The organism is Nocardioides potassii (assembly GCF_021648885.1).
In the GTDB taxonomy this organism is placed as follows: domain Bacteria; phylum Actinomycetota; class Actinomycetes; order Propionibacteriales; family Nocardioidaceae; genus Nocardioides; species Nocardioides potassii.
The window spans coordinates 99,669-123,977 of the sequence record NZ_JAKJHZ010000005.1 but is presented as its reverse complement, the minus strand read 5'-3'; the positions used below and the strand labels follow the sequence as shown (position 1 = coordinate 123,977).

The window sequence follows — 24,309 nt, the reverse complement described above, 5'->3', positions numbered from 1 at the left end:
CTACGGCGTCACCGCTGGTCGAGGAGGTCGCGCAGCGACCGTCACGAGACCGGATCACGGGTCTCGTGACAGGACTTCGTCCTTCCTCGACCAGCGGTCGAGGTTCAGGCGTGGAGCGTGTTCTGCGGTCGCGCGTGGTCGGCGAGCATGGCGATGCCGCGCTGCAGGCCGGAGACCAGGCTGCCGCTGGCGAACTCGGACGACATGGCCAGCACGGCCAGCTCGACCTCGGCGTCGGTGAGGTGACGGCGTACGTCGCCACCCGTGACGACCTCGATCGCCCGACGCGAGGGGTCGACGAAGACCAGGACGCTGCGCGCGGGGACGACGAGCCGGTTGTGCAGGCGGGTCGCCCAGGCGCGGGTGTCGTCGCCGTCGGCGCTGCCGACGTAGACGGAGAACTCGACGCGGCTGGACTCCTCGGCGAGCCGGATCGTCCGGTCCAGGGCGAGGCGGTCGGCCTCGCTCAGCTCACCAGCGGCCACTTGCGCCACCCGCTCGCGAGTCGTCGCCGTCGGGCGCGGGGAGCTCGGCGACGCCCTGGCGCGGGCCGCCGATCCACTGGCCCTCGGGGTGGCCGCCCGGACCGCCGTGGTCGGGCAGGAGCTTCTCGCCGCGGACCATCGCAGGGATGTAGACAGCGAGGGCGATGAGCACGAACAGCAGCAGCGGCGCGCCGAGGTAGAGCCCGAGCGCGTGGAGGAAGTCGAGGCTGCGGTGCTGGGTCTCGCCACCCCAGCCCTCGGGCACGTCGGCGTGGGCCGGGACGGCGAGGAGGGCGAGCACGGGCGCACTGCCCAGGACGAGGGCGCGGACACCTCGACGGGCCGGGCGTGGATGGCTGAGGCGCGTGGTCACGGCAAACAGGCTATCGCCATACTGGCGGGCATGCCTCACCCCCTCCACGCCCCGATCATTGACGTGACCGAGGTCTCCGGGAGCGAGACCATCACCCCCCACACGCCTCTCACCGTCTGCACCGACGGGACCCTCTGCACCTGGGTCCTCGACCGCACCGGCAACCAGACGCTGGCCAACGTCACGGACTGGGTCGTCGGCAAGCCGAGCGCCCTGCTGGGGCTGATCATCATCGGCCTGGTCGCCCGGTGGCTGCTCCACCGGCTCATCGACCGCGTCGTCCAGCAGGCCGAGGTCGGCGTGCTGCCCAACCGCCTCAGCCGCGCGATCTCGGGCAGCAAGGCCGGCGCCGCGCTGAACCTCCGCGACGACGCGACGTACACCCGCCGGGTCCAGCGCGCGGCGACGATGGGCACGCTCCTCAAGAGCATCGTCAGCGGGGTCGTCTTCACGGTCGTCGTGCTGATGTTCATCGCCGAGCTCGGCTACGACATCGCGCCGCTCATCGCCAGCGCGGGGATCATCGGCGTCGCGCTCGGCTTCGGCTCGCAGACGCTGGTCAAGGACTTCCTGTCCGGCATCTTCATGATCTTCGAGGACCAGTACGGCGTGGGCGACGTCGTCGACCTGGGTGAGGCCTCCGGCACCGTCGAGGCCGTGAGCCTGCGCGTGACCCGGCTGCGCGACGTCAACGGCACCGTCTGGTACGTCCGCAACGGCGAGATCCTGCGGGTGGGCAACATGAGCCAGAACTGGGCCCGCACCGTCCTCGACGTCACCGTCGGCTACACCGAGGACCTCACGAAGGTGCGCCGGGTCCTCGAGGACGTCGCGCACGACCTCTGGGAGGACGAGGACTTCAAGGGCCTCATCATCGAGGAGCCGGAGGTCTGGGGCGTCGAGTCGCTCGGCGTCGACGGCATCGTCGTCCGGGTGACCCTCAAGACGGCGCCGATGGAGCAGTGGGGCATCGCCCGGGCGATGCGCGAGCGCGTCAAGGCGCGCTTCCAGCACGAGGGCATCGAGCTCGCCGTGGCGCAGCGGGTGATGTGGCAGGAGAGCGCCCCGTCGGCGGCTTCCGCCGAGGCGACCCAGACGGACCGGGAGGCCTGAGGTGAGCGACTCCTTCTACGACAAGATCGGCGGCGAGGCGACGATCCGCACGATCGTGCACCGCTTCTACGAGGGCGTGGCCACCGACGACGTGCTGCGCCCGATGTACCCCGAGGCGGACCTCGGGCCGGCCGAGGAGCGCTTCGCACTCTTCCTCATCCAGTACTGGGGTGGCCCGACGACGTACGGCGACACGCGCGGGCACCCGCGCCTGCGGATGCGCCACGCGCCGTTCGAGGTGACGCCGACCGCCGCCCAGCACTGGCTGACCCACTTCCGCGCCGGGCTCGACGCGGCCGACCTGACGCCCGAGCAGGACGCCCGGTTCTGGGACTACGTCACCCACGCCGCCCAGTTCATGGTCAACACGATGGAGCCCGTCGAGTAGGGAACGGCCCGGGGTCAGCAGGGTCAGCCAGGGGTCAGCCGGCTGCGAGCTCGCGGAACGCGTCGGGCACCGGCGCCGGCCGGCCGGTCCCGTTGTCGATGCAGACGCCGACGACCCTGGCGCGGGCGAGCACCTGTCCGTCCGCCAGGTCGTCGCGCACGACCGACTCGAAGACGACGGACGTGCTGCCGATGCGTGAGACCCAGGTGCGGCAGTCGTAGGGCTCGGGGCGGAAGAGGATCGGTCGCTTGTAGTCGACGTCGGTCTGCGCCACGACGAGGTGGTAGCCGTCCGCGCGCCCCTGACCGAGGTCGCGCCCCTGGGCGACCATCAGCTGGATCCGGGCCTCCTGGAAGTACTCGAAGTACTTCACGTTGTTCACGTGGCCGTAGACGTCGACGTCGCTGAACCGCACGTGGACGTCGTACCGACCTCCGGGGACGTCGACCACGTCCGGGACCGCGGGGGGACGGACGGGCTCGTCCGGCTCGAGCAGCCGGGCGAGCGACTCCCGCTCCTGCGGGTGGAGCCGACGTGGGCGCTCGGTCGAGAAGACGTAGGGCGTCAGGAGGGTGCGGGCCTTGAGGTAGACCGTGCGCTCCCCCGCCTCGTCCTCGGCGAAGACCTCGTAGGCCATCGTGAAGCTCGCACCGCGGATCTCGGTGACCCAGCACTCGATCGAGACCGGCTCGAAGCCGAAGGTCAGCGAGGCCACGTAGGTGACCTCGTGCCGGACGACCACCACGCCCTCGGCCAGGTCGTCGCTCCGGCTGTCCGGCGCGTGCGTCCGGAACATGTCGACCCGCGCCTCCTGGAGGTAGTCGACGTACGTGACGTTGTTGACGTGGCCCAGGAGGTCGAGGTCGGCCCACCTCAGCGGGCACCGGTAGAGATGGCGCACGCCTCGATGGTCGCAGACGATCAGTGCGCGAAGTGCAGGCGTCCGTAGTAGGTCGGGATGGACTCCTGGCGGGCGACGCGGTCGCGGCGCGACTCGCGCAGCGCCGGGGGCAGCGCCACGATGGCGAGCACCACGACGGCGAGCGCGGCGAGGCCGGTCAGGGTCAGGAGGAGGTAGGCGGCGGTGGCGTCGATGATCTGCATGATCAGTTCCTTTCTACACATGTAGATTCTACTTGTGTAGAAGCATACGCCGATGGCTCGGAGGAGCAAGCCGGAGCGGTAGTGTCCTGCGTCACCGCACGGTTCGTGACGCTGCAGAGGAGGCGGAGCACTCGTGAGCCCGACGCAGGAGGAGCTCTCACCGCGCCGCCGCGCGATCCTCGAGGCCGCCACGACCGTGCTCGCCCGCCAGGGCAACCGGGGCCTCACCCACCGGGCCGTCGACCGCGAGGCGGGGCTGGCCGAGGGGAGCTCGTCGGCCTACTACCGCACGCGGGAGGCGCTGCTGGGCGCGCTCGGTGACCTGGTCGCCGACCGGCTCGCAGCCGACGTCGCAGCGCTCGGCGAGAGGCTGGCCTCCTGCCCGGGCGACGTGGGACGAGCGGTCGCCGAGGTGTCCGCCCTCTTCTCCCGGTGGCTCGACCACCCCGAGCTGCTCACCGCGCGCCTCGAGCTGACGGTCGCCGCGACCCGCGACGATGCGCTCGCCGAGCGCTTCACCCAGTGGCGCGCGGAGCTGGTCCGCACGGTCGACCGGGTGATCGCGGACGCCGACGACGCCGGGGCGACCGGCTCCGCCTCGGCCGAGACCCTCGTCGCCGCCATGGACGGCGTCCTCGTCGCCTCCCTGCTGCGGCCGCCGGCAGCCCGGCACGCGTACGTCGCCTCGAGCACCGAGCAGCTGCTGACCGCGCTCGGGCCCCACCCGCAGGACGCCTGACGACACGCTCCGGACTAGGGTGCCGGCAGACAGTGACCCACGAGTAACCCGGAGTTCGCCATGCCCGAGGCAGTGATCGTTTCCGCAGCGCGTACGCCCATCGGCCGCGCCAACAAGGGGTCCCTCAAGGACTTCCGCCCCGACGACCTGACGGTCCTGGCCGTCCGTGCGGCGCTCGACAAGATCCCGGGCCTCGACCCGGCGACGATCGAGGACCTGCTCCTCGGCTGCGGCCTCCCGGGCGGTGAGTCCGGCAACAACATGGCCCGCGTCGTCACCACGCTCCTCGGGCTCGAGGTCCCCGGCGCGACCATCACCCGCTACTGCTCCTCGTCGGTGCAGACCACCCGCATGGCCTTCCACGCGATCAAGGCCGGCGAGGGCGACATCTTCGTCTCCGCGGGCGTCGAGACCGTCTCCCGCTTCGCCCAGGGCACCTCCGACCACATCCCCGGCACCCGCAACCCCGTCTTCGAGGACGCGGGCGCCCGTACGGACGAGATGGCCAAGGGCGGTGTGGACTGGCACGACCCGCGCGAGGACGGCCAGCTGCCCGACATCTACATCGCGATGGGCCAGACGGCCGAGAACGTCGCCCGCCTGCGCGGCCTCGACCGCCGGGAGCTCGACGAGTTCGCCGTCCGCTCGCAGAACCTCGCCGAGAAGGCGATCGCCGACGGTTTCTGGGAGCGCGAGATCACGCCCGTCACCACCCCCGACGGCACCCTCGTGACCAAGGACGACGGCCCCCGCGCCGGAGTGACGTACGACGCCATCGCCGGCCTCGACCCCGTCTTCCGTCCCGACGGCGTGGTCACCGCCGGCAACTGCTGCGCCCTCAACGACGGCGCCGCTGCCGTCGTCGTCATGTCCGACACGAAGGCGAAGGAGCTCGGCCTGACCCCGCTCGCCCGCATCGTCTCCACCGGCGTCTCGGGCCTCTCCCCCGAGATCATGGGCCTCGGCCCGGTCGAGGCGACGAGGAACGCGCTGCGCTTCGCCGGCATGTCGATCGGCGACATCGACCTCGTCGAGATCAACGAGGCGTTCGCCGCGCAGGTCGTGCCGTCCTACCAGGACCTCGGCATCGACCTCGACCGCCTCAACGTCAACGGCGGCGCGATCGCGGTCGGGCACCCCTTCGGCATGACCGGCGCCCGCCTGCAGAACACGATGCTCAACAGCCTCGACTGGCACGACAAGTCCACCGGGCTGATCACGATGTGCGTCGGCGGCGGCCAGGGCATGGCGATGATCCTCGAGCGCGTCTGAGCACTAGGCTCGCGGCATGACGGACGCCGGGGAAGCCCGTTGGCTCGATGACGACCAGCAGCACTCGTGGCGTGCCCTGATGATGGGGATCACGCTGCTGCAGGAGCGGCTCGACGACGACCTACGACGCGAGTTCGGGATGTCGCTCACCGAGTACGAGGTGATGGTGCGGCTCTCCGAACGCCCCGGGCGCGCGATGCGGATGGCGCAGCTCGCCGACGCCATGGCGCACTCCCGCAGCCGGGTGACGCACACCGTCGCGCGGATGGAGGCCGCCGGCTACATCACTCGCGGCACCACACCGGACGACGGCCGCGGGGTCGTGGCGACCATGACCGAGCGGGGTTACGACCTGCTGGTGAAGGCCGCCCCCTGCCACGTCGAGAGCGTGCGCCGCAACCTCGTCGACCTGGTGTCCGAGGAGGACTTCGCCGCCGTCGGCCGGGTCTTCGACGCCGTCAGCGACCACCTCGTGCCGCGGCACCCGGAGTCGGAGATCCGGAAGCAGTAGCGCCGTTTCCGCCCGGGCGTGGTACCTCTGGAGTCACCGGATGTCCGGTGACCACAACGCTTGTCAGCCGAGATCTCGGCTGACAAGCGTGGGACTCGGCTACGAAGCTCGTCAGTCGCGGGTCAGGCGGCGGTGCGTCACGCGGTGCGGCCGGGCGGCCTCGATGCCGAGGCGCTCGATCTTGTTCTCCTCGTAGGACGCGAAGTTGCCCTCGAACCAGAACCACTTGGCCGGGTCCTCGTCGTCGCCCTCCCAGGCGAGGATGTGGGTCGCGACACGGTCGAGGAACCACCGGTCGTGGGAGGTGACCACGGCGCAGCCGGGGAAGTCGAGCAGCGCGTCCTCGAGCGACGACAGGGTCTCGACGTCGAGGTCGTTGGTGGGCTCGTCGAGGAGCAGCATGTTGCCGCCCATCTTCAGCGTGAGCGCGAGGTTGAGGCGGTTGCGCTCACCGCCGGAGAGGACGCCGGCCTTCTTCTGCTGGTCGGGACCCTTGAAGCCGAACGACGCGACGTAGGCGCGCGAGTTCATCTCGAAGTTGGCGACCTTGATGAAGTCGAGGCCGTCGGAGACGACCTCCCAGACGTTCTTGTTGGGGTCGATGCCGCCGCGGGTCTGGTCGACGTAGGAGATCTTCACCGTCTGGCCGACCTTGAGCGAGCCCTCGTCGGGCTCCTCCTGGCCGGTGATCATCCGGAAGAGCGTGGTCTTGCCGACGCCGTTGGGGCCGATCACGCCGACGATGCCGGCGCGCGGCAGCTTGAACGAGACGTCGTGCATGAGGGTGCGCCCCTCGAAGCCCTTGCCGAGGTTCTCGGCCTCGAGCACCACGTCGCCCAGGCGTGGACCGGCGGGGATGTTGATCTCGGAGGTGTCGATCTTGCGGGCGCGATCGGCCTCGGCGGCCATCTCCTCGTAGCGCGCGAGACGCGAGCGGCTCTTGGTCTGGCGGGCCTTGGCGTTGGAGCGGACCCACTCCAGCTCCTTCTCGAGCATCTTGGCGCGCTTGGCGTCCTTCTGCCCCTCGACCTTGAGACGCTCGCGCTTGGTCTCCAGGTAGGTCGAGTAGTTGCCCTCGTAGCCGTGGATCTTTCCGCGGTCGACCTCGGCGATCCACTCGGCGACGTTGTCGAGGAAGTACCGGTCGTGGGTGATCGCCATGACGGCGCCGGGGTAGGTCTTCAGGTGGCCCTCGAGCCACTGGACCGACTCGGCGTCGAGGTGGTTGGTGGGCTCGTCGAGGAGCAGCAGGTCGGGCTGCTCGAGCAGCAGCTTGCACAGCGCGACGCGGCGGCGCTCACCACCGGAGAGGTTGTCGACGAGCACGTCCGGCGGCGGGCACCGCAGGGCGTCCATCGCCTGGTCGAGGCGGCTGTCGAGGTCCCACGCGTTGGCGTTGTCGAGCTCGGTCTGCAGGTCCCCGGTCTCCTGCATGAGGGCGTCCTGGTCGGCGTCCGGGTCGCCCATCTCCATGTAGGCGTCCTCGAGACGCTTCATCTTCGACTTGAGGTCGGCCACGGCCTCCTCGACGTTCTCGAGCACGGTCTTGCCCTCGGTCAGCGGCGGCTCCTGCTGGAGCATGCCGACAGTCGCCTCGGGGTCCTTGATCGCGTCGCCGTTGTTGGCGTGCTCGAGCCCGGCCATGATCTTGAAGAGCGTGGACTTGCCGGCTCCGTTGGGTCCGACGACACCGATCTTGGCGCCGTGGAGGAACGAGAGGGTGACGTTGTCGAGGACGACCTTGTCACCGTGGGCCTTGCGCACGTTGCGCAGTGTGAAGACGTACTCAGCCATGCGGGCGAGCCTACGGGGAACGGCACCCGCCCCGACAATCGCGTCTAGCCTTGCGACGGGCGTGAGACCGATCCGCCGTCCACGACGTCGAGCAGGGTGCCGGCCTCCACCCGGGAGGCCCCGCAGAAGAGGGACCGATGCGAGCGAGCACCAGCGTCGACGAGGAGTTCACCGCCTTCGTCGCGTCCGCCTCGGCACAGCTCCACCGCAAGGCCTGGCTGCTGACGACGTCGTCGTCAGCCGCCGAGGACTTGCTGCAGTCGGCGCTGGCCAAGGCGTACGTCCACTGGCGTCGGGTGAGCACTGCCGACGACCCGACGGCCTACGTCAGCGGCATCGTCCTGAAGACCTTCCTGAGCGAGAAGCGGCGTCGGAGCAGCAGCGAGGTCGCCGTGGCCGAGATGTCCGACAGCGCTGCCGCGGCGGGCGACGACCCCGAGCTGCGGATGACCCTGCTCGCGGCGCTGCGCGACCTCGCACCGCTCGACCGGGCGGTGGTGGTGCTGCGCTACTGGGAGGACCACTCCGTCGAGGAGACCGCTCGCGCGCTCCACCTCAGCAGGGCGGCGGTCAAGAACAGGTCACTGCGCGCCCTCGCCTCCCTGCGCACCCAGCTCGCCGACATCCGCGAGCCGATCCCGTCCCAGGAGGGAACCAGATGAGCATCGACACCGACGAGCACTACGTCCGCGAGGTCATCGACTCCGCGATGAGTGGCACTCGCCCCCCGTCCGACCTGCCATCCATCGCGCTCGCGCGCGGTCGCCGGCTACGCACCCGCCGACGCGCGTCGTACGCCGCTGCAGGTATCGCCGCGATCGCGCTCGCGGGCTTGGCCGGTCCGTGGATCGCCGCGGGCGGTGACAGGCCGGTGCGCGACGGAGATCTCATCGCCACCCAGCCGCCAGCACCCGTCCACCCCGCCCCGAAGGGCTGGTGGGACATGCCGGCGACCGACATGGTGGCTGCGGTAGAGGCGATCGCGCCCGACGGGGTCACCGTCACCGATCCAGGTCCTCTGGAGGCCGACACCCCCGAGGGCGGGCTGGCTCACGGCTCGATCAGCCCGATGCTCGTCACCACGGGTGGGCCGGGCCGCCTGAACGTCATCCTCTCGCCGGGGCCTGCGGAGGACATGGGCCAGATCGGCATGGACCGCCGGATCGGCTGCGGGGGCGAGAGCTCGTCCGACCGCACCCGGTGCGAAGAGCTGCTCGACGCCGCGGGCAACGTCGTCGGCCACCGGCTCAGTGCACGGTGGTTCGACGGCGTCGTGATCAACGAAGTCGTCCTGCGCCGCGACGGCGGCACCGTGTACGCGGCGGGCGCGAACAGCCTCGACGACAAGTGGAGTGAGGACTCCCCCGTGTCGGCGGCCAGGCCACCGCTGAGCCTCGACGACCTGGAAAACCTGGTCCGCAACGACGTGTGGGTGTCGTACGAGCCCTGATCCGGCTCGAGGACGTGTGACAGTCCGGCCGTCCGGGCGACCGCTTCGTCACACGCCCTGTCACGCGGCCTGCGGCTCCGCGACCTCGGGAGCCGCGACCTGCACGACCTCCGGCTTGGCGAAGGTGGTCGTGCCGTGGGCGAGGTCGTGGCCGACCGAGCTCGCCACCACCTCCCACGACGTCTGCGGCTTGCCGTCGCGCTCCCACACGTCCGCGACCAGCCGGCCGTGGACGACCACCGGGTCGCCGTTGTGCAGCGAGGCCGCGACATGGCGCGCGAGGCGGTTCCAGACCTTCACGGTGTGCCACGACGTGGTGCCCTTCACCCATTCGCCGTCGCGGTAGCGGGTCGGGGTGCAGGCCATCCGGAACGACGCGACGTGCCGGCCCTGCGCGACCTCGCGCAGGGTGACGTCGCCGCCGATCCAGCCGGCGAGGGTGATCTGGGTGTCGTACATCGGGTCTCCTCTCGAGGCGGCGGTCGGTCCCGCCGCGGATCACCCAAGGTTGCGGCGGTACGCCGACAGCGGCGCCCACCCGACTCGACGGCCTGTGGACGACGGTCGATCGGTGTGGGCTGTGGACAGCTGGTGGCCCGAGTCGGTCCCGACACAGCGTCGCTCGCGCCTGGCTGCCGGGGAGCCTGCTGGCAGCGGACGGCGTACACGTGTCCGAGAACTGGCCCTCACACCAGCGGTTCCGGGGCCACGTCGCGGACACGTGTGGTCCGGCCGGTCAGCCCGAGGGCCACTTCGCGGACACGTGCCGCCGCCGTCGGCGGAGGGAGGTCAGCGCAGGGCGGCGGCGAGGCCGTCGCGGACCTCGGCGTAGGACGCCAGCTCGGCCTGGATCGGCGTCACGACCATCTCCTGCGACACCTCGGAGATCGCGTCGCGCAGGCGCTTGTCGGCCCTGCGGGCGCGAGCCCGTGCCGTGAGCGAGACGAGCCAGCGGCACACGAGCGCGAGGAGCAGCCCGAGGCCGATGCCGCCGAGCAGGAGCAAGGTCGGCACCGGGAACTGCCACACCTCGGGGGTGGGCGGCTCGGGCAGGCGGGCATAGGAGCCGAAAGCGAGCAGCGCGAGCCAGCCGGCGCCGACGAGCGCTGAGATGATGAGGACGTACTGCAGGACCTTCACCAGTCCGGCCCACGCCGGGATCCGGTCGGCGCCCAGGTCGGTGGACGCGACCGCGCGGTCGAGCCGGTCGCCGAGGTCGGGCAGGCGGGACACGGACGCGGCGCGGACGGCCTGCGCCCACGACGGCGCCATCCCCTCGCCGACCTGGTCGGCCAGGGCGCGCACCTCGGTGTCGACCCGAGCACGCTGGACACCGGTGGCCTTCGGCACCGACGTGCGGGCCGCACCGGTCAGCTCCTTGCCGGCGGCTCCGAGGTCGAGGTGGAGCCTCTTCAGCGGGTCCGGCTTGAGCCTGGAGAACCACGCGGTGACCGGCCAGCCGGTGGCGCGGTTGGCTCGCATCCGGGTGGAGTCCTCGACCGCCTTCACCACGGTCGGCACACCGGCGGCGTCGGCGAAGGCGTCGTCCAGCGCGGCGACCCGCTCCTTCGAGAGGGTCGGCGTCCTCCCGCTGCCCGTCGCCTCCTGCAGCCGCTCCGCGGCGGCGCGGACGTCGGCCTCGAGGCGCGACCGGGTCACCTTCTTCTCGGCGACCCGCTTGGCGACCATGCCGCGCAGCTCGTCGACGCCCCAGCCGTGGCGCGCGCTGATCGGCAGCACCGGCACGCCCGCGAGGCCGTCGGCGTCGAGGAGGCGTCGTACGTCCTCCACCATGCTGGCGCGCCGGTTCTCCGGCACGGAGTCGATGTGGTTGAGCACCACGAGCATCACGTCGCGGTGGCTGGCGAGCGGGCGGAGGAAGCGCTCGTGGATCGCGGCGTCGGCGTACTTCTGCGGGTCGAGCACCCACACCAGCATGTCGGCGAGCTGCACGAGCCGGTCCACCTCGAGGTGGTGCGAGACCTCGGTGGAGTCGTGGTCGGGGAGGTCGAGCAGCACGACGCCGCGCAGCTCGTCGTCCTCGTCGGCCGAGGAGAGCATGGAGTCGCGGGTGACCTGGTGGCGGGCCGGGATGCCGAGCCACTCGAGGAGCTCCTCGGCACCTTCCTTGCCCCACACGCACGCCGTGGCCCACGACGTGGTGGGGCGGCGGACCCCGACCGCGGAGAGCTCGAGCCCGCTCAGGGCGTTGAACGTCGACGACTTGCCGCTGCCGGTGGCGCCGGCGAGCGCGACGACGGTGTGGTCGGCGGAGAGCTTGAGGCGACCGGCCGCGCGAGCGGCGACGGCGTCGGCGTGGTCGACGACCTCGTCGTCGACCCGACCTCGCGCACCCGCGGCGGCGCGCTCGAGGCCGTCGACCCGGGCGCCGACGTCAGAGCTCCGGGTGACCAGCTTCTTGGCCCCTTCGAGCAATGACGTCATGACTCCCTCACGGTCCTGGTGGTGCGGCTTCGCCACCAACCCTATTCGGCGGCGTCACGCGCGTCCGACCCCGGCTCTGCGACCTGCGACCCGCGGCTCGCGGCGAACCGCAGGTCGTCGACCTTGCGGGCGGCCTTGCGCAGCCGCTCGGGCGCCTCGGGCTCGATGCGGAGGCTGTCGAGGAGGTCTGTGTAGCGGCGCCGCTCGCTGTCGAGCAGCTCGCTGACCGACGCCTCGAGGAGTCGCTTGGCGCGCTCGGCGAGCGAGCGCACGGCCTGGTCGCCGAACACGGCCTCGAGCAGCTTCTGGCCCAGCACGGCCGAGCCTCCGGCGATGCCCGCCTCAGCGCCGGTGACGCCCGCGGTGTGGGCGAACACGACCACCATCAGGGCGACCGAGAGGCCGTTGACGCCGAAGGCGAGGAAGCGCGCGGTGGAGCGTTTGTCGGCGCCCTCGGTGCGGACCATCTCCAGCACGTCGGACTGCCAGTCGCGGACGACGCGCTCGGCCCGGCGGCGGAAGTCGCGCGACGCCCGACCGAGATCCTCCCCCGCGTCGCGGAGCAGGATCTGGCCGGCGGCGGTGCTGCGCCACGACGCCTCGGCACGCTCGGCGGCCGCCTCGGCGTGCTCGAGGATCAGCGTCTCGAGCCCGGACTCGACGGCGACGGTGACCCGCTCGGCCTGCTGCGGCTTGCCCTTCACCGCGTTGACCACCCGGTCGCGGATCCAGCCGACCCGCGTCTCCAGCGACTTCAGCAGCTCGCCCGTGCCGACGAACTCCTGCCAGCGCGCCAGCACCTCGCCGCGCAGCAGCGTGCCGTCGGCCGAGGACTCGGCGATCGCGACCGCGGCACGGTCGTAGGCCTCGTTGGCGTCCTCGCGCAGGCGTCGTACGGCGTCGGCCTGCTCGCCCGCCGCGTCCGCCACCTGGTGCGTACGGCGCGCCAGCGTGCGCACGGCGCCCTCGAGGGTCTGCTGCACGACGGCCGCGCGCGCCTCCTGGTCGTTGGCCAGGGCCTGCAACCACTGGCGGATCTCCATCACGGCCGAGGACCTGAGCAGCCCCATCTCGGAGACCTCGCCCTCCTCGACGGTGAAGAGGGGCGAGTCCTTCAGGCCGCGGCTGGCGAGCATCCGGGCGAGGTGGGTCTGGATCGTCTCCACGGCGTCCGGCGGCGTGCGGTCGAGCACGATCGCCACGGCAGCGGACCGCTCGGCCGCCTTGCGCAGGAAGTCCCAGGGCACCTGGTCGGCGTACCTCGCCGCCGAGGTGACGAAGAGCCACAGGTCGGCGGCCGCGAGCAGCTGCGCGGCGAGCACGCGGTTGCGCTCCTCGACCGAGTCGATGTCGGGCGCGTCGAGGATGGCGAGCCCAGGCGACATCGCCGGCGACGCCACCAGCTGGAGGGCCGACGGGTCGTTGGTCTGGCGCGTCACCCGCTCGAGGTCGGGGAGCAGGCCCTCCTGGCCGAACCACTGCGCGTCGTCAGGGTGGTGCACCAGCACCGGCGAGCGCGTGGTCGGGCGCAGCACTCCGGGGGTGGTGACGCGGGTGCCGACGAGGGAGTTGACCAGCGTCGACTTGCCGGCGCCGGTGGAGCCGCCGACGACGGCGAGGAGAGGCGCGTCGAGGGTCATCAGGCGCGGGATGACGTAGTCCTCGAGCTGGTCGACCATCTCGGCGCGCGACGCCCGCTGCTCGTCGGCGCCGGGCAGCTCCAGCGGCAGCCGCGTCTCCTGGAGCGCACCGCGCATCCGCACCAGGGCGGTCACCATCGCGGTGGTGGGCTCGGCGGAACGACGTCCCGTCGCCGACGCCTTACCGGTCATCCCGGGCTGCTGCTCGGTCATCGCGTCGGCACCACCTGTCCGGGGAAGGAGATGTAGGGACGGATGCGCCGCAGCTGCTCGACGAACTCCTGGCCCCGGACCGAGAAGTCGTCCGGCGCGGTGCCACGCAGGTAGCGGTGGTGCAGGTAGCCGAGCTCGATCGCGGCCGCCTGGTACTCGCGCATGCCGCGCTCGGCCGGGGTGCCACCGTGCGCGCGTGCCCACCGTCGCGCGTGCCGACGCGCCCGCAGGTCGACCAACCACGGGATGTCGGTGGCCGGGAGGAGGCCGCGGTCGGCGGCGTCCTGGAGGGCGGCGGCCAGCAGCGGCCGCTCGGAGCGTCGGCGGTAGATCGCGAACGCGGCGACGGCGACGAGCGCAGGCAGCATCAGCGTCCCGTAGACGAGGAAGAAGTGGCCGGTGCCCGACAGGGTCGAGGCGTTCCAGAGACCGTGCAGGAACGCCGCCACGAGGAACCCGGCGACCGGCGCCAGCACCCGTACGACGGTGCGGCGCGACGCGATCGCGAGCCCCACGCCGATCCCGGTGAACGCGGTGAACAGCGGGTGCGCGAACGGGCTGATCAGGCAGCGGACGATGAACGTGCCGGTGAGCGCCTCGGTGCCACCGGGACCGAGGCCGTCCGTGCCGTCGTAGGCCGCCGCGAGGTAGAGGATGTTCTCGGTGAACGCGAAGCCGATGCCGACCATCCCGGCGTAGACGATGCCGTCGAGGACGCCGTCGAGCTCGTGGCGGCGCCACCACAGCAGCAGGAGCAGGAACGCGCCCTTGGTCGCCTCCTCCGTGAGAGGTGCGACGACGGAGAGGGTGTCGCGCTCGCTGGCTCCGCCGGCGAGCCCGATCCCCTGGAACACGAGGGCGGCCGCGGTCGCGACGAACGCACCCCAGAGCAGGCCTGCGGCGAGCAGGTTGCGTGGCTCAGGCTCGTAACGGTCGAGCCACATGAAGCAGCCCACGAGCGGGCCGACCGGGACGGCCGCGAGGAGGGCCGCCACGGCGAGCGAGCCGGGGGCGCCGGAGAGGCCGATCACGAGGGCCATGGCGAGGCCGCCGAGCAGGACGAGGATGCCCACCACGACGGTGAACGCGACGCTGTCGCGGCGACCTCGGTGCATGCCCCGACCCTAACGGAGCACGCTCGTGCGACCCGCCTCGCCGCACCCGTTCGAGGGGGTCCTCACGCCCGTCCGGGTGCGGGCCGGGGCCGCGTACAGTGACCGGCGTGAGCGAGCCGACCGCAGAGACCACCGCTGAGATCCCCGCCGAGAACCCTGCCGAGCAGCTGAAGACCGAGTCGCACGACCCGGCCGTCCCTGCCGCCTACGCCGCCTTCATGCGCGAGGGCTGGGGCGACCGCACGCTCGACGTGCCGCGGCACCCCGTCGCCGACGCCGCGGCCGCGCGACGCCAGAAGCTCGCCGACGCGTTCCCCGGCGAGCGGCTCGTGCTCCCGGCCGGCACCTACAAGGTCCGCGCCAACGACACCGACTACCGCTTCCGCCCCGACACGGCGCACACCTACTTCAGCGGCAACCAGACCTCCGACGCCGTCCTCGTCATCGACGATGGCGAGTCGGTGCTCTACGCCCGCCCGCGCTCCGAGCGCGACACCGACGAGTTCTTCCGCGACCGGCAGTACGGCGAGCTGTGGGCGGGCCGCCGCCCGTCGGCCCGGGAGATCTCCGACTCCCTCGGCATCGAGGTGCGCCACGTCAAGGACCTGCCGTCGTTCGACGACGACCGCAAGACCCGCGACGTCACGACCGACGAGGACCTCGGCCGCGTCGCCGACGAGCTGCGGCTGATCAAGGACGACTGGGAGGTCGGCGAGCTGCAGGAGGCCTGTGACATCACGGCCCTCGGCTTCGAGGACTCGGTGCGCGAGTGGGACCGGGTGCTCCAGTTCGGCGAGCGCTGGATCGAGGGGACGTTCTTCCGCCGTGCCCGCGCGATGGGCAACGACATCGGCTACGACTCGATCTGCGCCGGCGGGTCGCACGCGACCACGCTGCACTGGATCGACAACACCGGTGCGATCGAGCCCGGCAAGCTGGTGCTGCTCGACATGGGCGTGGAGGGCGGCAACCTCTACACCGCCGACGTGACGCGCACGCTGCCCGTCGACGGCACCTTCACGCCGCTGCAGCGCGAGCTCTACGACCTGGTCCACGCGGCGCAGCAGGCCGGCATCGACGCCGTACGCCCGGGCGTGCCGTTCCTCGCCGCCCACAACGCCGCGATGGCGGTGCTCGCCCACGGCCTCGAGGACATGGGCCTGCTGCCGGTGTCCGCGCAGGAGGCCCTCGACCCGGAGTCGAAGGTCTACGCCCGCTGGACCCTCCACGGCACCTCGCACATGCTGGGCATGGACGTCCACGACTGCGGTCGCACGTCGGCCGACATCTACCCGAAGGGCGACCTCGCCGAGGGCATGGTGCTGACGGTCGAGCCCGGCCTCTACTTCCAGGAGGACGACCTGCTCGTCCCCGCGGAGCTCCGCGGCATCGGCATCCGCATCGAGGACGACATCCTCGTCACCGCCGACGGCAACCGGAACCTCTCCGCCTCCCTCCCCCGCACGTCGGCCGACGTCGAGGAGTGGATGGGCCGCCTGCGCTAGTGGACTGCCACCACTACGACGCCTTCCGCTGTCGCTCCTGCACGCTGCTGGAGGTGCCGCGGGCGCGCCAGCTCTCCGACAAGGAGCACCACGCCCGGTCGCTGGTCGACTCCCCGGTCTGGCTGCCCACGGTGGCCGGCGTCGAGTCGGGGTTCCGCAACAAGGCCAAGATGGCCGTCGGCGGGACGGTCGAGGCCCCGACCCTGGGCATCCTCGACCGCGACCTCGCCGGCGTCGACCTGCGCGACTGCGGCCTGCACTCCCCCGGGCTCACGGCGGCGCTCGACCGCGTCGCCTCATGGATCAGCAGCACCGGCGTGGTGCCGTACGACGTCGCGCAGCGCAGGGGCGAGCTCAAGCACGTCCTGCTGACGGAGTCACCCGGCGGTGAGCTGCTGCTCCGGCTGGTCCTGCGGTCGACGGCCCTGGAGGCGAGGATCCGCTCCCGCCTCCCCGCGTTGCTGGAGGGCGTGACGGCGCTGCGCGTCGTGACGCTCAACATCCAGCCCGAGCACAAGGCGGTGCTCGAGGGCGACCGCGAGATCGTGCTGACGGAGGAGGCCGAGCTCCCGATGCGGCTGGCGACGGGCGTGACCTTGCGCCTGGGCCCGAAGGCGTTCTTCCAGACCAACACGTTCGTCGCCGAGGCGCTCTACGAACAGGCCCGCTCGTGGGTCGCCGGCCTCGACGTCCGCACGGTCTGGGACCTCTACTGCGGTGTCGGCGGCTTCGCGCTGCACCTGGCCGGTCCTGGTCGCGAGGTTCTCGGCGTCGAGGTGTCGCCCGACGCGATCGCGGCGGCGACCGCCACGGCGGCCGACCTCGGCGTGGCCGCGTCGTTCGTCGCGGGCGACGCCACCGCGTACGCGCTGGCCTCGGGCACCGCTCCCGACCTGGTCGTGGTCAACCCACCGCGGCGCGGGATCGGCTCCGACCTCGCGGGCTGGCTGGAGTCGTCCGGCGTGCGCCACGTCGTCTACTCCTCGTGCAACGCCGAGTCACTCGCTCGCGACCTCGCGCTCATGCCGTCGCTGCGGCCGGTCGAGGCGCGCGTGCTCGACATGTTCCCGCACACCACGCACTACGAGGTGATCGTGCTCCTGTCGCGCGGGTGAGCGGGCAGGTCAGCCGCGACGGACCTTGGGGCTGCGGCCTTGGCTCTCCAGGCTGAGACCACCACGGAACGCGTCGTCGGCGAAGGCGGCGACGTTGGCCGAGCCGTCGCCGACCGGGGCGACCCGCGTGCGCATGACACCTGCGGAGACCTGGACCCACTGCGGTTTGCCGAGGCAGGCGGTGGGCACGGAGGCGATCACCGTGTCACCGGGCGCGTCGTACCGCACGCGCACCCGGCACTTCCTGAAGCTTGACGCCGCGGTCACGCTGCCCTCGCTGGAGTAGATGGTGTCTCCGTCGCGGCCCGGGAAGAGGACCCACTGCGCCCCGTCCTCGGCGTAGGTGGCCGAGAGGTCCCAGCGCGAGTCGGGCGTGAAGATGCGGAAGTCCGCCGAGAGCCCCTTCAGCTCGACCAGGCCGCGGAGCTGCACGGTCAGGGTGAGGCGCTTGGCCGCGTGATCGATGGTGGTGCTGACGACGTCGACCGACGTCTCGTCCGGAGCGTCCAGGAAGTAGGGCCCCTCCGCGGGAGTGCCATCGATGAACTCGCCCAGGAGGAGGGCCATGTCCAGGGCCTTGGCGTCGCTCGTGCTGTCCGCGACGGTGAGGGTCCGGGCGTGCGCCGCACCGGGCGCGAGCAGGAGGGCGGGGAGGGCGAGGGCGAGCAGGCGCAGGCCGAGGCGAGGAGTCATGCGCGCACCCTAGTCAGGCGGCTCCTGACGTGTGAGGCGAACCACGGAATCGGGGCGACCGCGGGTCGGTTGCGCCAGGTGTGACTGACCCATGGACCCTCGGCGAGCTGCTGACGCAGCGTCGTGCCGTCGACCTCGTCCGCACGGAGAGCGCGCTCTGTCGCCCCCGCCGCGCCGTCGACTGACCCTTCCCTGCGTCCTCGGCACCTCGCTTTGACGAGGCGTCGTTCCGAAAGGTTATCTTTCCAGTATGAATACTTCAGTTATCGAGCCGGAGCAGCGCACCCGCCGTCTCCGGCTCCCCTCGTTCGGCGTCCAGGTCCTGATCGGCCTGGCGCTCGGCGTGGTCCTCGGCCTGGTCGCCCGCAGCATGGGCGCCGACGGCGTCGACGCCTCCACCGGCGAGGTCGACCCCAACTGGCTCACCGAGACCCTCAACACGGTCGGCGGCACCTTCGTGACGCTGCTCCGCGCCGTCGTGCCCCCGCTCGTCTTCCTCGCGATCGTCGCGTCGATCGCCAACCTGCGCGAGGTCACCAACGCCGCCCGCCTGGCGTGGAAGACCCTCATGTGGTTCGCCATCACCGCGCTGATCGCGGTGTCGATCGGCATCGTGCTCGGCCTCGTGCTCCAGCCCGGAGAGCACACGAGCGTGACCTCCGACGCCGCCTCGGCACCGTCGTCGACCGGCTCGTGGCTCGACTTCCTCACCGGCCTCGTGCCGGCCAACGTGCTCGGCCTCGAGGGGTACGACAACGGCGACGGCACCGTCGGGATGTCGTTCAACGTGCTGCAGATCCTCGTCGTCGCCATCGCCGTCGGCATCGCGACGCTGAAGGTCGGCGAGGCCGCCGACTCGTTCCTCGCCTTCGTCCGCTCGGCGCTCGCCGTCGTGCAGAAGGTCCTGTGGTGGATCATCCTGCTCGCCCCGATCGCGACCGTGGGCCTGCTCGGGAACGCCGTCGCCAGCTACGGCTGGGACGCCCTGAGCTCGCTCGGCACCTTCACGATCGCCATCTACGCCGGCCTGCTGCTCGTGCTGCTCGGGGTCTACCCGGTGCTGCTGCGCCTCAACGGCCTGTCGGTCAAGCAGTTCTTCTCCGGCGCCTGGCCCGCGATCTCGCTGGCCTTCGTGTCCCGCTCGTCGGTCGGCACGATGCCCGTCACCGAGTCGGTCACCGAGCGCAACCTGGGCGTGCCGCGGTCCTACGCCTCGTTCGCCGTGCCGCTCGGCGCGACGACCAAGATGGACGGCTGCGCCTCGATCTACCCGGCGATCTCGGCGATCTTCGTGGCCCAGTTCTTCGGCCTCGACCTGTCGGTGACCGACTACGTCCTGATCGCGTTCGTCTCGGTGATCGGCTCCGCCGCCACCGCCGGCGTCACCGGCGCGACCGTGATGCTGACGCTCACCCTCTCGACCCTCGGCCTGCCCCTCGAGGGCGTCGGCCTTCTGCTGGCGATCGACCCGATCCTCGACATGGGCCGCACTGCGGTCAACGTGACGGGTCAGGCGCTCGTCCCGACGATCGTCGCGAAGCGCGAGGGCATCCTGGACCAGGAGACGTACGACGCCCCGCGTGGGCGCACGGCCTGGCGCGAGGACGAGACGACCGACGTGGTCGTTCCGGGCAAGGAGCCGGTCGCGGCCTCCGCCTGATCGACCTCCACGACGCGTGTGACGATCCGGTCGCCCCGGCGGCCGGATCGTCACACGTCCGGACCCGCTGGGATACTGGCTGCCGCCAGCCCCCGTGGCGCAACGGATAGCGCAACGGCCTTCTAATCCGTGGGTTGCAGGTTCGAGTCCTGCCGGGGGCGCCAGACCCGCCCCGCGACACGCCCCGCAGCCTCCCGGGCGAGGAGACCCGATCACGTCAGGATGTGGTCAGGCCCCGCCACGTATGAGGTTGCGGGGCCGCGTGCATTTCCCGGCACCGGGGCACAGGAGCGGAAATAGGTGAGACCCCGGCAAGTATGAGTTTCGGGATATTGCTCGCAGAGCCGCGTAAAGTGGCCCCATTCACGCTCAGTCAGGCGTAAAGACCCCGCAAAACCCCGCAGGTTCAGACCCCCGCGCTGCTACGCGCGTTGCTACATCGACTGTCGGTGCGCGGGGTTACTCTCGGGCTATGACCCAGTCCCGCGCGCTCGCTCCGGAAACTTCTTCCGAGCCTCCCGACATCCTCGACGGCGTGCCCGGTGCGTGGGTCGTCTATGACCACGACATGGGTCCGTACGCGATCGCGCTGCATCACGACGCGGTGTCTGCGGCGCGTGACTCGGCACAGCGCGGCTACGGCAAGGTGGGCTTCTGGGCATTCGGCGTGGAGTTCGCGGACGCCATCAAAGTGTGGGAGGGCCGATGACTAAGAAGCGCACCGACGGCGACGGCTCGGTCTACCAGGTCCACGAGAAGGCTTGCGCCCGGCCCCTCGGCCCACGCGGCAAGAGCGCCTGCAAGTGCCGCTGGCGCGGCGCCGTCATCACCGGCTACAAGCGCGCGACCAACGGCCGCACCGTGCCGGTCCGACGCACCGTCTCCGCAGCCACCGAGAACGCGTGCGCCGTGAAGGTCCGCGAGCTGCGCGAGAGCATCGCCGCCCAGACCGTGCCCGTCGGGAAGTCGCCCACGCTCGAGCAGTGGCTCAACCACTGCCACTCGACGCTGCTCCCCCGGCAGAAGAAGAAGCCGCGCGAGTCGACGATGCTGAAGTACCGCCAGTGCTTCGACCAGTACCTCATCCCGACGATGGGTCACCTGCGCCTCGACGCGATCACCGCCGAGGACATCGAAGGCGTCTGGTCGCTGCTGCTCGAGGAGGGCAACCCGACCCTCGGCGAGAAGCGCCGGCCCCTGTCGCCGAGCACGATCCACTGGGCGCACACGATCCTGTCTCGGATGCTCCGCCTGGCCATGCAGAAGCAGCGGTTGACGGTGAACCCTGCCGGGCCCGACTCGATGGACGCGCCCGCGAAGGACGATAAGGAGGTCCAGCCGCTCGCTACCGAGGACGCGCAGAAGGTGCTGGCCGCGGCCGAGGGGAAGCGACACGAGGCGCGCTGGTCCGTGGCCCTCGCGCTCGGCCTGCGTCAGGGCGAGGCTCTCGCGCTGCGTTGGTCCGACGTCGACCTCGATGCGGGCACCATCCGGGTGCGGCAGACCGTCTACCGACTGCCCGGCAAGGGCCTCGTGTTCGGGCCGCCGAAGACCGAGCGGTCGAAGCGCGACATGGGCCTGCCCGACCAGCTGCTCGCCTCGCTGAAGGAGCACCGCAAGGCCTACGCCGAGGAACGCCTGCGCGCCGGCGACAAGTGGCAGGACCACGACCTGCTCTTCCCCACCCGCATCGGCACGCCGCTGGACCCGCGCGACGATCGGGCGCAGTGGCACGCGCTCCTGGTCGAGGCCGGTGTCGAGCCCATCAAGCTGCACGCCGCGCGCCACACGGCCGCTACGCTCATGCTTCTGCAGGGCATCGACCCGCGCGTCGTCATGGACATCCTCGGGTGGTCGCAGATCTCAACCGCCTCGAACTACCAGCACGCAGTCAGCGAGGCGAAGCAGGCCGCGGCCGCGAAGGTCGGCGGCGCGCTCTGGGGCTAGGGCCACTCGACGGTGTAGTAGCGCCGTCGCTCGAGCGGCACCCGCTTGTGCGCCCACCGGCGCCATGCCTCGATCACCTTCGGCGTCACGTCGAGGTGCTCGGCGAGCGCCGCCATGTGGCAGCCGACCTCGGCCTCGGCGCGGGCGTACTCGCTCGGCGTGATGAGGAAGGCCGCGGCGTACTCCCACGCCCGTCGCTCCACGGCCGGCGTCGAGCAGCGGTCCCCGAACGCTCGGTGGCCGAGCTCGTGCGCCAGGGTCGCAATGGCCTGCCGACGGGTCAGCCGGTGGCTCAGGGTGATGACGTCGGTCGAGGCCTTGTAGCCTCCGTGCTTCGTCGGTCCCAGGTCTGCCCACTCGACGTCGACGCCCAAGTCTGCGCAGTGCCACAGCAGCTCGTCGAGCGTTCTCAATCCGTCGTCATGGCCCTCGGCGCGACTCCCGGTTCTCCGCTGACCGACCGCTCCCCGCTGGCGCCCGCTGTCAGGCCGTGAACTCAATCAGAGGCGACTGACATCAGGTCGACGGATCTTCTTCCGCGCCGGGCTCCTGCTGGAGAGGGTCGCCCGCGGACTCATTGGCCGCTGCGTCCATGTCGTCGTCGAGGGAGTCGGACCCTGGCGAAGCCTGGACCTCACGCAGGCGGCGCTCTGAGCGGGCCATTGGGCGGGTCGCGAGCCGTCGACGGATCTCGTCCAGCAGTTCCTCGTCGCTGAACATGGCGAAGAGGTCGGCGCCGGCCGCATCGGCCTCGAGACCCGTCTCCGACTCGTAGCGCGCGCGGATCGCCTGGATCTCATCGGGAGACTTCGCGACGAAGTCTGGAGAGCTGCTCCCCTTGTCGAGAATCTCGAACAGTGCCCAGTTGCTGACGCCCAGCGCCTCCGAGACCGCCTCGATGGTCTTGGCCCCCTGCGGCTCGCCCCGCTCCAGCCCAAGGACAACGCGGTCGGAGCGACCGACCGCAGCCGCCCACCGCTTCGTGTCGGTGTATCCGGCCTGCTTCCGGGCGTGGGCGATCCAGTCGCCGAGGGCCACCCAGTGCTCATGCGGGTACTTCTTCATGCCAGAAGAGTGTCGGAAGAAGTCCGGAAGAGTCTAGGCGGCGTTGGAAGAGGTTCTGGCCCAGGAGGCTGGAAATCGAAGGCGGTAGTTACAGGCGTGTGAGACGGGCTGACCTGCGGCGATGCGAGATTTCCGGATCTCTTCCGCGTTTCCTCTTGTCTTCCTCCGAATCCCCTCCTAATCTCTTCCACATGACCAAGACGCCTCGCCAGAACGGCCTCGCGATCCGACACCTCCGCATCAAGAGCGGGATGAAGCCCGGACCGTTCGCCACCAAGGCGCTCATCAGCTACTCGACCCTCGACAACATCGAGAACGAGCGGAAGAACGCGAGCCCTGAGGTGCTCTACCGGATCGCCTCCGCGCTCGACGTCCCGGTCCAAGCGCTCATCCGGGAGCCCGGCCTGTTCGCGGTCGAGGAGCCGGCCTGATGGGTGCTCGAGTTCTCGCTCCCGTCGAGCGCCGGCTCTTCGACTACCCGGCCGCCGCGATCTATCTCGGCATCGGCAAGCGCGGCGTCGAGCAGCTCGCGAAGGACGGCGAGCTGCCGAAGATCACCAACATCACCAACAAGGTGCTCTTCGACAAGGCCGACCTCGACGCGTTCGTCGAGCGCAAGAAGGCCGAGGCGTCATGAGCCCGCCCGGCCTCACCGCCACTACGGAGCCTCCCGGCGAGCACATCACCGGGGTCAGGACCACCGACCTGACGACCAAGAGCGGCCAGGAGCGCTACCTCGTCCACGAGCTCGGCGTGACCTACCCGCAGGCCAAGGCCCTGATCCGCGCCTACGAGCTGGACCAGCGCGACGCCCGCCACCGTGACGCCGAGCGCTTCGTGCGCGAGGAGTTTGGCCCCTGGCTGCGACGTCGTGGTGACCTGATGGTGGTGCGCGGCAAGGCGAAGCGCGAGTGGGCGGTGACGAGCGGATGAGCGACCGGATCTACGTCGGCAGCACGCCGACCAACTGCTACATCGGCGAGGATCACGGTCAGGTGACCGCCGTCGTGCGCGACCCCGGTCTGGCTCAGGAGCGAGACCGAACGCCCCGTGCTGCCTTCGTGCATCTCGACGACGGCGACATGCTCCACGTCGTCCTCGGTGGCCAGTTCGGCGAGCGTCGCGACTGGCGCGAGGTGGTCTCTTCGCGCCGCATCAGCCGCGACGAGTTCGACCGCCTCAACGGCCTCGACGCACTCCGGCGCGACCTCGGATGGAGGGACGCATGACCACCACGGACCCCACCCGCCCCCGCCACGCCCGCGCCGAGATCCGCGCCTTCGCGAAGGAACTGCGCAAGGGCGGCTGGGTCTGCGAGGGCACCGACTCGTCGGGCCACACGATCTGGTCGCATAGCAAGGCGTCGGGCACGTACAAGCTGCCGGAGACGCCCACACGGTTCTCGGTGCGGCTCGCCCGCCGTGACGTGCTGGCGCTGCTGGGTGAGAAGCCGCAGGGGAAGCGCAACGCCGCCAACGTCCGCAAGCCGAACGCGCCCGACGCGCAGGTCGAGGCATCCCGCCGACGCCACCAGCAGGTCCGTGACGCCAAGCTCGAAGCACTACGCCAGGAGCAGGAGGCCAAGCGCCGACGCCTCGCCGAGTGCGACGCGATCGCAGCTGCTGAACGATACCGCCGCGAGATCGAGGCGTTGATGCGCCCCGGTCGCTGACCGCCCCACA

29 protein-coding genes and 1 tRNA gene are annotated in these 24,309 nt (G+C 71.1%); 18 read left to right on the top strand and 12 right to left on the bottom strand.

All coding sequences use genetic code 11. From position 1 onward, the window contains the following. Positions 1 to 104: 104 nt before the first annotated feature. On the bottom strand, positions 105 to 485 hold the full coding sequence (locus L2K70_RS05040; RefSeq protein ID WP_236399919.1) for a DUF5130 family protein: 381 nt from the start codon (positions 483 to 485) through the stop codon (positions 105 to 107). Then, a complete protein-coding gene (locus tag L2K70_RS05035) occupies positions 472 to 858 on the bottom strand; it encodes a hypothetical protein (RefSeq protein WP_236399916.1) in 387 nt (128 codons plus the stop codon). The genes L2K70_RS05040 and L2K70_RS05035 overlap by 14 nt, the downstream gene beginning before the upstream one ends. Positions 859 to 888: 30 nt before the next feature. Between L2K70_RS05035 and L2K70_RS05030 the strand changes: the two genes are divergently transcribed. Together L2K70_RS05030 and L2K70_RS05025 are read left to right on the top strand one after the other, a co-directional pair. Then, positions 889 to 1,971 carry a mechanosensitive ion channel family protein gene (locus tag L2K70_RS05030; protein ID WP_236399913.1) on the top strand — a complete coding sequence of 361 codons (1,083 nt, stop codon included), beginning with the start codon at positions 889 to 891 and terminating at the stop codon, positions 1,969 to 1,971. 1 nt (position 1,972) lies between these two features. Beyond that, the gene (locus L2K70_RS05025) at positions 1,973 to 2,359 is read left to right on the top strand and encodes a globin (protein WP_236399911.1); all 387 of its coding nucleotides are present in this window, start codon (positions 1,973 to 1,975) and stop codon (positions 2,357 to 2,359) included. Positions 2,360 to 2,393: 34 nt separating this feature from the next. On the opposite strand, the gene L2K70_RS05020 is transcribed toward L2K70_RS05025, so the two are convergent. Both L2K70_RS05020 and L2K70_RS05015 read right to left on the bottom strand, forming a co-directional pair. Continuing rightward, positions 2,394 to 3,260 (bottom strand): acyl-CoA thioesterase, encoded by an 867-nt coding sequence (locus L2K70_RS05020; RefSeq protein ID WP_236399908.1) that lies wholly within the window; start codon positions 3,258 to 3,260, stop codon positions 2,394 to 2,396. Between the two features lie 20 nt (positions 3,261 to 3,280). After that, entirely contained in the window at positions 3,281 to 3,463 is a 183-nt protein-coding gene (locus L2K70_RS05015) for a hypothetical protein (protein ID WP_236399906.1), read from the bottom strand. Between the two features lie 133 nt (positions 3,464 to 3,596). On the opposite strand from L2K70_RS05015, the gene L2K70_RS21560 reads away from it, so the two are divergent. From L2K70_RS21560 to L2K70_RS05000, 3 genes are read left to right on the top strand one after another with little or no spacing between them, the layout of a single operon-like run. Then, positions 3,597 to 4,202, top strand: a complete 606-nt coding sequence (locus L2K70_RS21560) for a TetR/AcrR family transcriptional regulator (RefSeq protein ID WP_236399903.1) — start codon at positions 3,597 to 3,599, stop codon at positions 4,200 to 4,202. Positions 4,203 to 4,262: 60 nt separating this feature from the next. Continuing rightward, positions 4,263 to 5,474 carry an acetyl-CoA C-acetyltransferase gene (locus tag L2K70_RS05005; RefSeq protein WP_236399900.1) on the top strand — a complete coding sequence of 404 codons (1,212 nt, stop codon included), beginning with the start codon at positions 4,263 to 4,265 and terminating at the stop codon, positions 5,472 to 5,474. A 16-nt stretch (positions 5,475 to 5,490) separates the two neighbouring features. After that, positions 5,491 to 5,985, top strand: coding sequence for a MarR family winged helix-turn-helix transcriptional regulator (locus L2K70_RS05000; protein WP_236399897.1), 495 nt, complete (start codon positions 5,491 to 5,493; stop codon positions 5,983 to 5,985). Positions 5,986 to 6,096: 111 nt separating this feature from the next. Here the strand turns inward: L2K70_RS05000 and ettA are convergent, their stop codons facing one another. Then, positions 6,097 to 7,779 (bottom strand): energy-dependent translational throttle protein EttA, encoded by a 1,683-nt coding sequence (gene ettA / locus L2K70_RS04995; protein WP_236399894.1) that lies wholly within the window; start codon positions 7,777 to 7,779, stop codon positions 6,097 to 6,099. Positions 7,780 to 7,916: 137 nt separating this feature from the next. Between ettA and L2K70_RS04990 the strand changes: the two genes are divergently transcribed. Both L2K70_RS04990 and L2K70_RS04985 read left to right on the top strand, forming a co-directional pair. Next, on the top strand, positions 7,917 to 8,441 hold the full coding sequence (locus L2K70_RS04990) for a SigE family RNA polymerase sigma factor (protein ID WP_236399891.1): 525 nt from the start codon (positions 7,917 to 7,919) through the stop codon (positions 8,439 to 8,441). Further along, positions 8,438 to 9,229, top strand: a complete 792-nt coding sequence (locus L2K70_RS04985; RefSeq protein ID WP_236399888.1) for a hypothetical protein — start codon at positions 8,438 to 8,440, stop codon at positions 9,227 to 9,229. Before L2K70_RS04990 ends, L2K70_RS04985 begins: the two co-directional genes overlap by 4 nt. 60 nt (positions 9,230 to 9,289) lie before the next feature. On the opposite strand, the gene L2K70_RS04980 is transcribed toward L2K70_RS04985, so the two are convergent. From L2K70_RS04980 to L2K70_RS04965, 4 genes are all read right to left on the bottom strand, one after another. Next, positions 9,290 to 9,688: a single-stranded DNA-binding protein gene (locus L2K70_RS04980; RefSeq protein ID WP_236399886.1), complete on the bottom strand. Its 399-nt coding sequence runs from the start codon at positions 9,686 to 9,688 to the stop codon at positions 9,290 to 9,292. 330 nt (positions 9,689 to 10,018) lie between these two features. Beyond that, on the bottom strand, positions 10,019 to 11,674 hold the full coding sequence (locus L2K70_RS04975) for a YfjP family GTPase (protein ID WP_236399883.1): 1,656 nt from the start codon (positions 11,672 to 11,674) through the stop codon (positions 10,019 to 10,021). Positions 11,675 to 11,715: 41 nt separating this feature from the next. Continuing rightward, positions 11,716 to 13,527: a dynamin family protein gene (locus L2K70_RS04970; RefSeq protein WP_236399880.1), complete on the bottom strand. Its 1,812-nt coding sequence runs from the start codon at positions 13,525 to 13,527 to the stop codon at positions 11,716 to 11,718. Then, positions 13,524 to 14,642, bottom strand: a complete 1,119-nt coding sequence (locus tag L2K70_RS04965; protein WP_236399876.1) for a PrsW family intramembrane metalloprotease — start codon at positions 14,640 to 14,642, stop codon at positions 13,524 to 13,526. Before L2K70_RS04965 ends, L2K70_RS04970 begins: the two co-directional genes overlap by 4 nt. Positions 14,643 to 14,749: 107 nt before the next feature. On the opposite strand from L2K70_RS04965, the gene L2K70_RS04960 reads away from it, so the two are divergent. Together L2K70_RS04960 and rlmC are read left to right on the top strand one after the other, a co-directional pair. Further along, complete coding sequence (locus tag L2K70_RS04960; RefSeq protein WP_236399873.1) at positions 14,750 to 16,147, top strand: aminopeptidase P family protein; 1,398 nt, start codon at positions 14,750 to 14,752, stop codon at positions 16,145 to 16,147. Further along, positions 16,147 to 17,262 (top strand): 23S rRNA (uracil(747)-C(5))-methyltransferase RlmC, encoded by a 1,116-nt coding sequence (rlmC, locus tag L2K70_RS04955; RefSeq protein ID WP_236399870.1) that lies wholly within the window; start codon positions 16,147 to 16,149, stop codon positions 17,260 to 17,262. Before L2K70_RS04960 ends, rlmC begins: the two co-directional genes overlap by 1 nt. 9 nt (positions 17,263 to 17,271) lie before the next feature. Here rlmC and L2K70_RS04950 read toward each other — a convergent pair whose 3' ends face one another. After that, positions 17,272 to 17,955 carry a hypothetical protein gene (locus L2K70_RS04950; RefSeq protein WP_236399868.1) on the bottom strand — a complete coding sequence of 228 codons (684 nt, stop codon included), beginning with the start codon at positions 17,953 to 17,955 and terminating at the stop codon, positions 17,272 to 17,274. 250 nt (positions 17,956 to 18,205) lie between these two features. Between L2K70_RS04950 and L2K70_RS04945 the strand changes: the two genes are divergently transcribed. From L2K70_RS04945 to L2K70_RS04930, 4 genes are all read left to right on the top strand, one after another. After that, entirely contained in the window at positions 18,206 to 19,615 is a 1,410-nt protein-coding gene (locus tag L2K70_RS04945) for a dicarboxylate/amino acid:cation symporter (protein ID WP_236399865.1), read from the top strand. Between the two features lie 88 nt (positions 19,616 to 19,703). After that, positions 19,704 to 19,779 (top strand) — tRNA-Arg (locus L2K70_RS04940). A 308-nt stretch (positions 19,780 to 20,087) separates the two neighbouring features. Continuing rightward, positions 20,088 to 20,324 carry a hypothetical protein gene (locus tag L2K70_RS04935; protein ID WP_236399862.1) on the top strand — a complete coding sequence of 79 codons (237 nt, stop codon included), beginning with the start codon at positions 20,088 to 20,090 and terminating at the stop codon, positions 20,322 to 20,324. After that, positions 20,321 to 21,562, top strand: coding sequence for a tyrosine-type recombinase/integrase (locus L2K70_RS04930; RefSeq protein WP_236399860.1), 1,242 nt, complete (start codon positions 20,321 to 20,323; stop codon positions 21,560 to 21,562). The genes L2K70_RS04935 and L2K70_RS04930 overlap by 4 nt, the downstream gene beginning before the upstream one ends. On the opposite strand, the gene L2K70_RS04925 is transcribed toward L2K70_RS04930, so the two are convergent. Then, on the bottom strand, positions 21,559 to 21,975 hold the full coding sequence (locus L2K70_RS04925; protein WP_236399857.1) for an ImmA/IrrE family metallo-endopeptidase: 417 nt from the start codon (positions 21,973 to 21,975) through the stop codon (positions 21,559 to 21,561). The genes L2K70_RS04930 and L2K70_RS04925 overlap by 4 nt on opposite strands. A 103-nt stretch (positions 21,976 to 22,078) precedes the next feature. Further along, the gene (locus L2K70_RS04920) at positions 22,079 to 22,627 is read right to left on the bottom strand and encodes a hypothetical protein (RefSeq protein ID WP_236399854.1); all 549 of its coding nucleotides are present in this window, start codon (positions 22,625 to 22,627) and stop codon (positions 22,079 to 22,081) included. A 191-nt stretch (positions 22,628 to 22,818) separates the two neighbouring features. Here L2K70_RS04920 and L2K70_RS04915 point away from each other — a divergent pair, with 191 nt between their 5' ends. From L2K70_RS04915 to L2K70_RS04895, 5 genes are read left to right on the top strand one after another with little or no spacing between them, the layout of a single operon-like run. Continuing rightward, positions 22,819 to 23,058, top strand: a complete 240-nt coding sequence (locus L2K70_RS04915) for a helix-turn-helix domain-containing protein (RefSeq protein ID WP_236399851.1) — start codon at positions 22,819 to 22,821, stop codon at positions 23,056 to 23,058. Further along, positions 23,058 to 23,264: a helix-turn-helix transcriptional regulator gene (locus L2K70_RS04910; protein WP_236399848.1), complete on the top strand. Its 207-nt coding sequence runs from the start codon at positions 23,058 to 23,060 to the stop codon at positions 23,262 to 23,264. Before L2K70_RS04915 ends, L2K70_RS04910 begins: the two co-directional genes overlap by 1 nt. Then, positions 23,261 to 23,560, top strand: a complete 300-nt coding sequence (locus tag L2K70_RS04905; protein ID WP_236399845.1) for a hypothetical protein — start codon at positions 23,261 to 23,263, stop codon at positions 23,558 to 23,560. Before L2K70_RS04910 ends, L2K70_RS04905 begins: the two co-directional genes overlap by 4 nt. Continuing rightward, positions 23,557 to 23,856, top strand: a complete 300-nt coding sequence (locus L2K70_RS04900; protein WP_236399844.1) for a hypothetical protein — start codon at positions 23,557 to 23,559, stop codon at positions 23,854 to 23,856. The genes L2K70_RS04905 and L2K70_RS04900 overlap by 4 nt, the downstream gene beginning before the upstream one ends. Then, positions 23,853 to 24,299 (top strand): hypothetical protein, encoded by a 447-nt coding sequence (locus L2K70_RS04895; protein WP_236399842.1) that lies wholly within the window; start codon positions 23,853 to 23,855, stop codon positions 24,297 to 24,299. The genes L2K70_RS04900 and L2K70_RS04895 overlap by 4 nt, the downstream gene beginning before the upstream one ends. Positions 24,300 to 24,309 lie beyond the last annotated feature (10 nt).

Bases quoted from the DNA above. Each gene is read 5' to 3' on its own strand.
- L2K70_RS05030 (WP_236399913.1), top strand. From the start codon at position 889: ATGCCTCACCCCCTCCACGCCCCGATCATTGACGTGACCGAGGTCTCC.
- L2K70_RS05015 (WP_236399906.1), bottom strand. From the start codon at position 3,463: ATGCAGATCATCGACGCCACCGCCGCCTACCTCCTCCTGACCCTGACC.
- L2K70_RS05005 (WP_236399900.1), top strand. From the start codon at position 4,263: ATGCCCGAGGCAGTGATCGTTTCCGCAGCGCGTACGCCCATCGGCCGC.
- L2K70_RS05000 (WP_236399897.1), top strand. From the start codon at position 5,491: ATGACGGACGCCGGGGAAGCCCGTTGGCTCGATGACGACCAGCAGCAC.
- ettA (WP_236399894.1), bottom strand. From the start codon at position 7,779: ATGGCTGAGTACGTCTTCACACTGCGCAACGTGCGCAAGGCCCACGGT.
- L2K70_RS04990 (WP_236399891.1), top strand. From the start codon at position 7,917: ATGCGAGCGAGCACCAGCGTCGACGAGGAGTTCACCGCCTTCGTCGCG.
- L2K70_RS04985 (WP_236399888.1), top strand. From the start codon at position 8,438: ATGAGCATCGACACCGACGAGCACTACGTCCGCGAGGTCATCGACTCC.
- L2K70_RS04980 (WP_236399886.1), bottom strand. From the start codon at position 9,688: ATGTACGACACCCAGATCACCCTCGCCGGCTGGATCGGCGGCGACGTC.
- L2K70_RS04975 (WP_236399883.1), bottom strand. From the start codon at position 11,674: ATGACGTCATTGCTCGAAGGGGCCAAGAAGCTGGTCACCCGGAGCTCT.
- L2K70_RS04970 (WP_236399880.1), bottom strand. From the start codon at position 13,527: ATGACCGAGCAGCAGCCCGGGATGACCGGTAAGGCGTCGGCGACGGGA.
- L2K70_RS04965 (WP_236399876.1), bottom strand. From the start codon at position 14,642: ATGCACCGAGGTCGCCGCGACAGCGTCGCGTTCACCGTCGTGGTGGGC.
- L2K70_RS04950 (WP_236399868.1), bottom strand. From the start codon at position 17,955: ATGACTCCTCGCCTCGGCCTGCGCCTGCTCGCCCTCGCCCTCCCCGCC.
- L2K70_RS04945 (WP_236399865.1), top strand. From the start codon at position 18,206: ATGAATACTTCAGTTATCGAGCCGGAGCAGCGCACCCGCCGTCTCCGG.
- L2K70_RS04935 (WP_236399862.1), top strand. From the start codon at position 20,088: ATGACCCAGTCCCGCGCGCTCGCTCCGGAAACTTCTTCCGAGCCTCCC.
- L2K70_RS04930 (WP_236399860.1), top strand. From the start codon at position 20,321: ATGACTAAGAAGCGCACCGACGGCGACGGCTCGGTCTACCAGGTCCAC.
- L2K70_RS04920 (WP_236399854.1), bottom strand. From the start codon at position 22,627: ATGAAGAAGTACCCGCATGAGCACTGGGTGGCCCTCGGCGACTGGATC.
- L2K70_RS04915 (WP_236399851.1), top strand. From the start codon at position 22,819: ATGACCAAGACGCCTCGCCAGAACGGCCTCGCGATCCGACACCTCCGC.
- L2K70_RS04910 (WP_236399848.1), top strand. From the start codon at position 23,058: ATGGGTGCTCGAGTTCTCGCTCCCGTCGAGCGCCGGCTCTTCGACTAC.
- L2K70_RS04905 (WP_236399845.1), top strand. From the start codon at position 23,261: ATGAGCCCGCCCGGCCTCACCGCCACTACGGAGCCTCCCGGCGAGCAC.
- L2K70_RS04900 (WP_236399844.1), top strand. From the start codon at position 23,557: ATGAGCGACCGGATCTACGTCGGCAGCACGCCGACCAACTGCTACATC.
- L2K70_RS04895 (WP_236399842.1), top strand. From the start codon at position 23,853: ATGACCACCACGGACCCCACCCGCCCCCGCCACGCCCGCGCCGAGATC.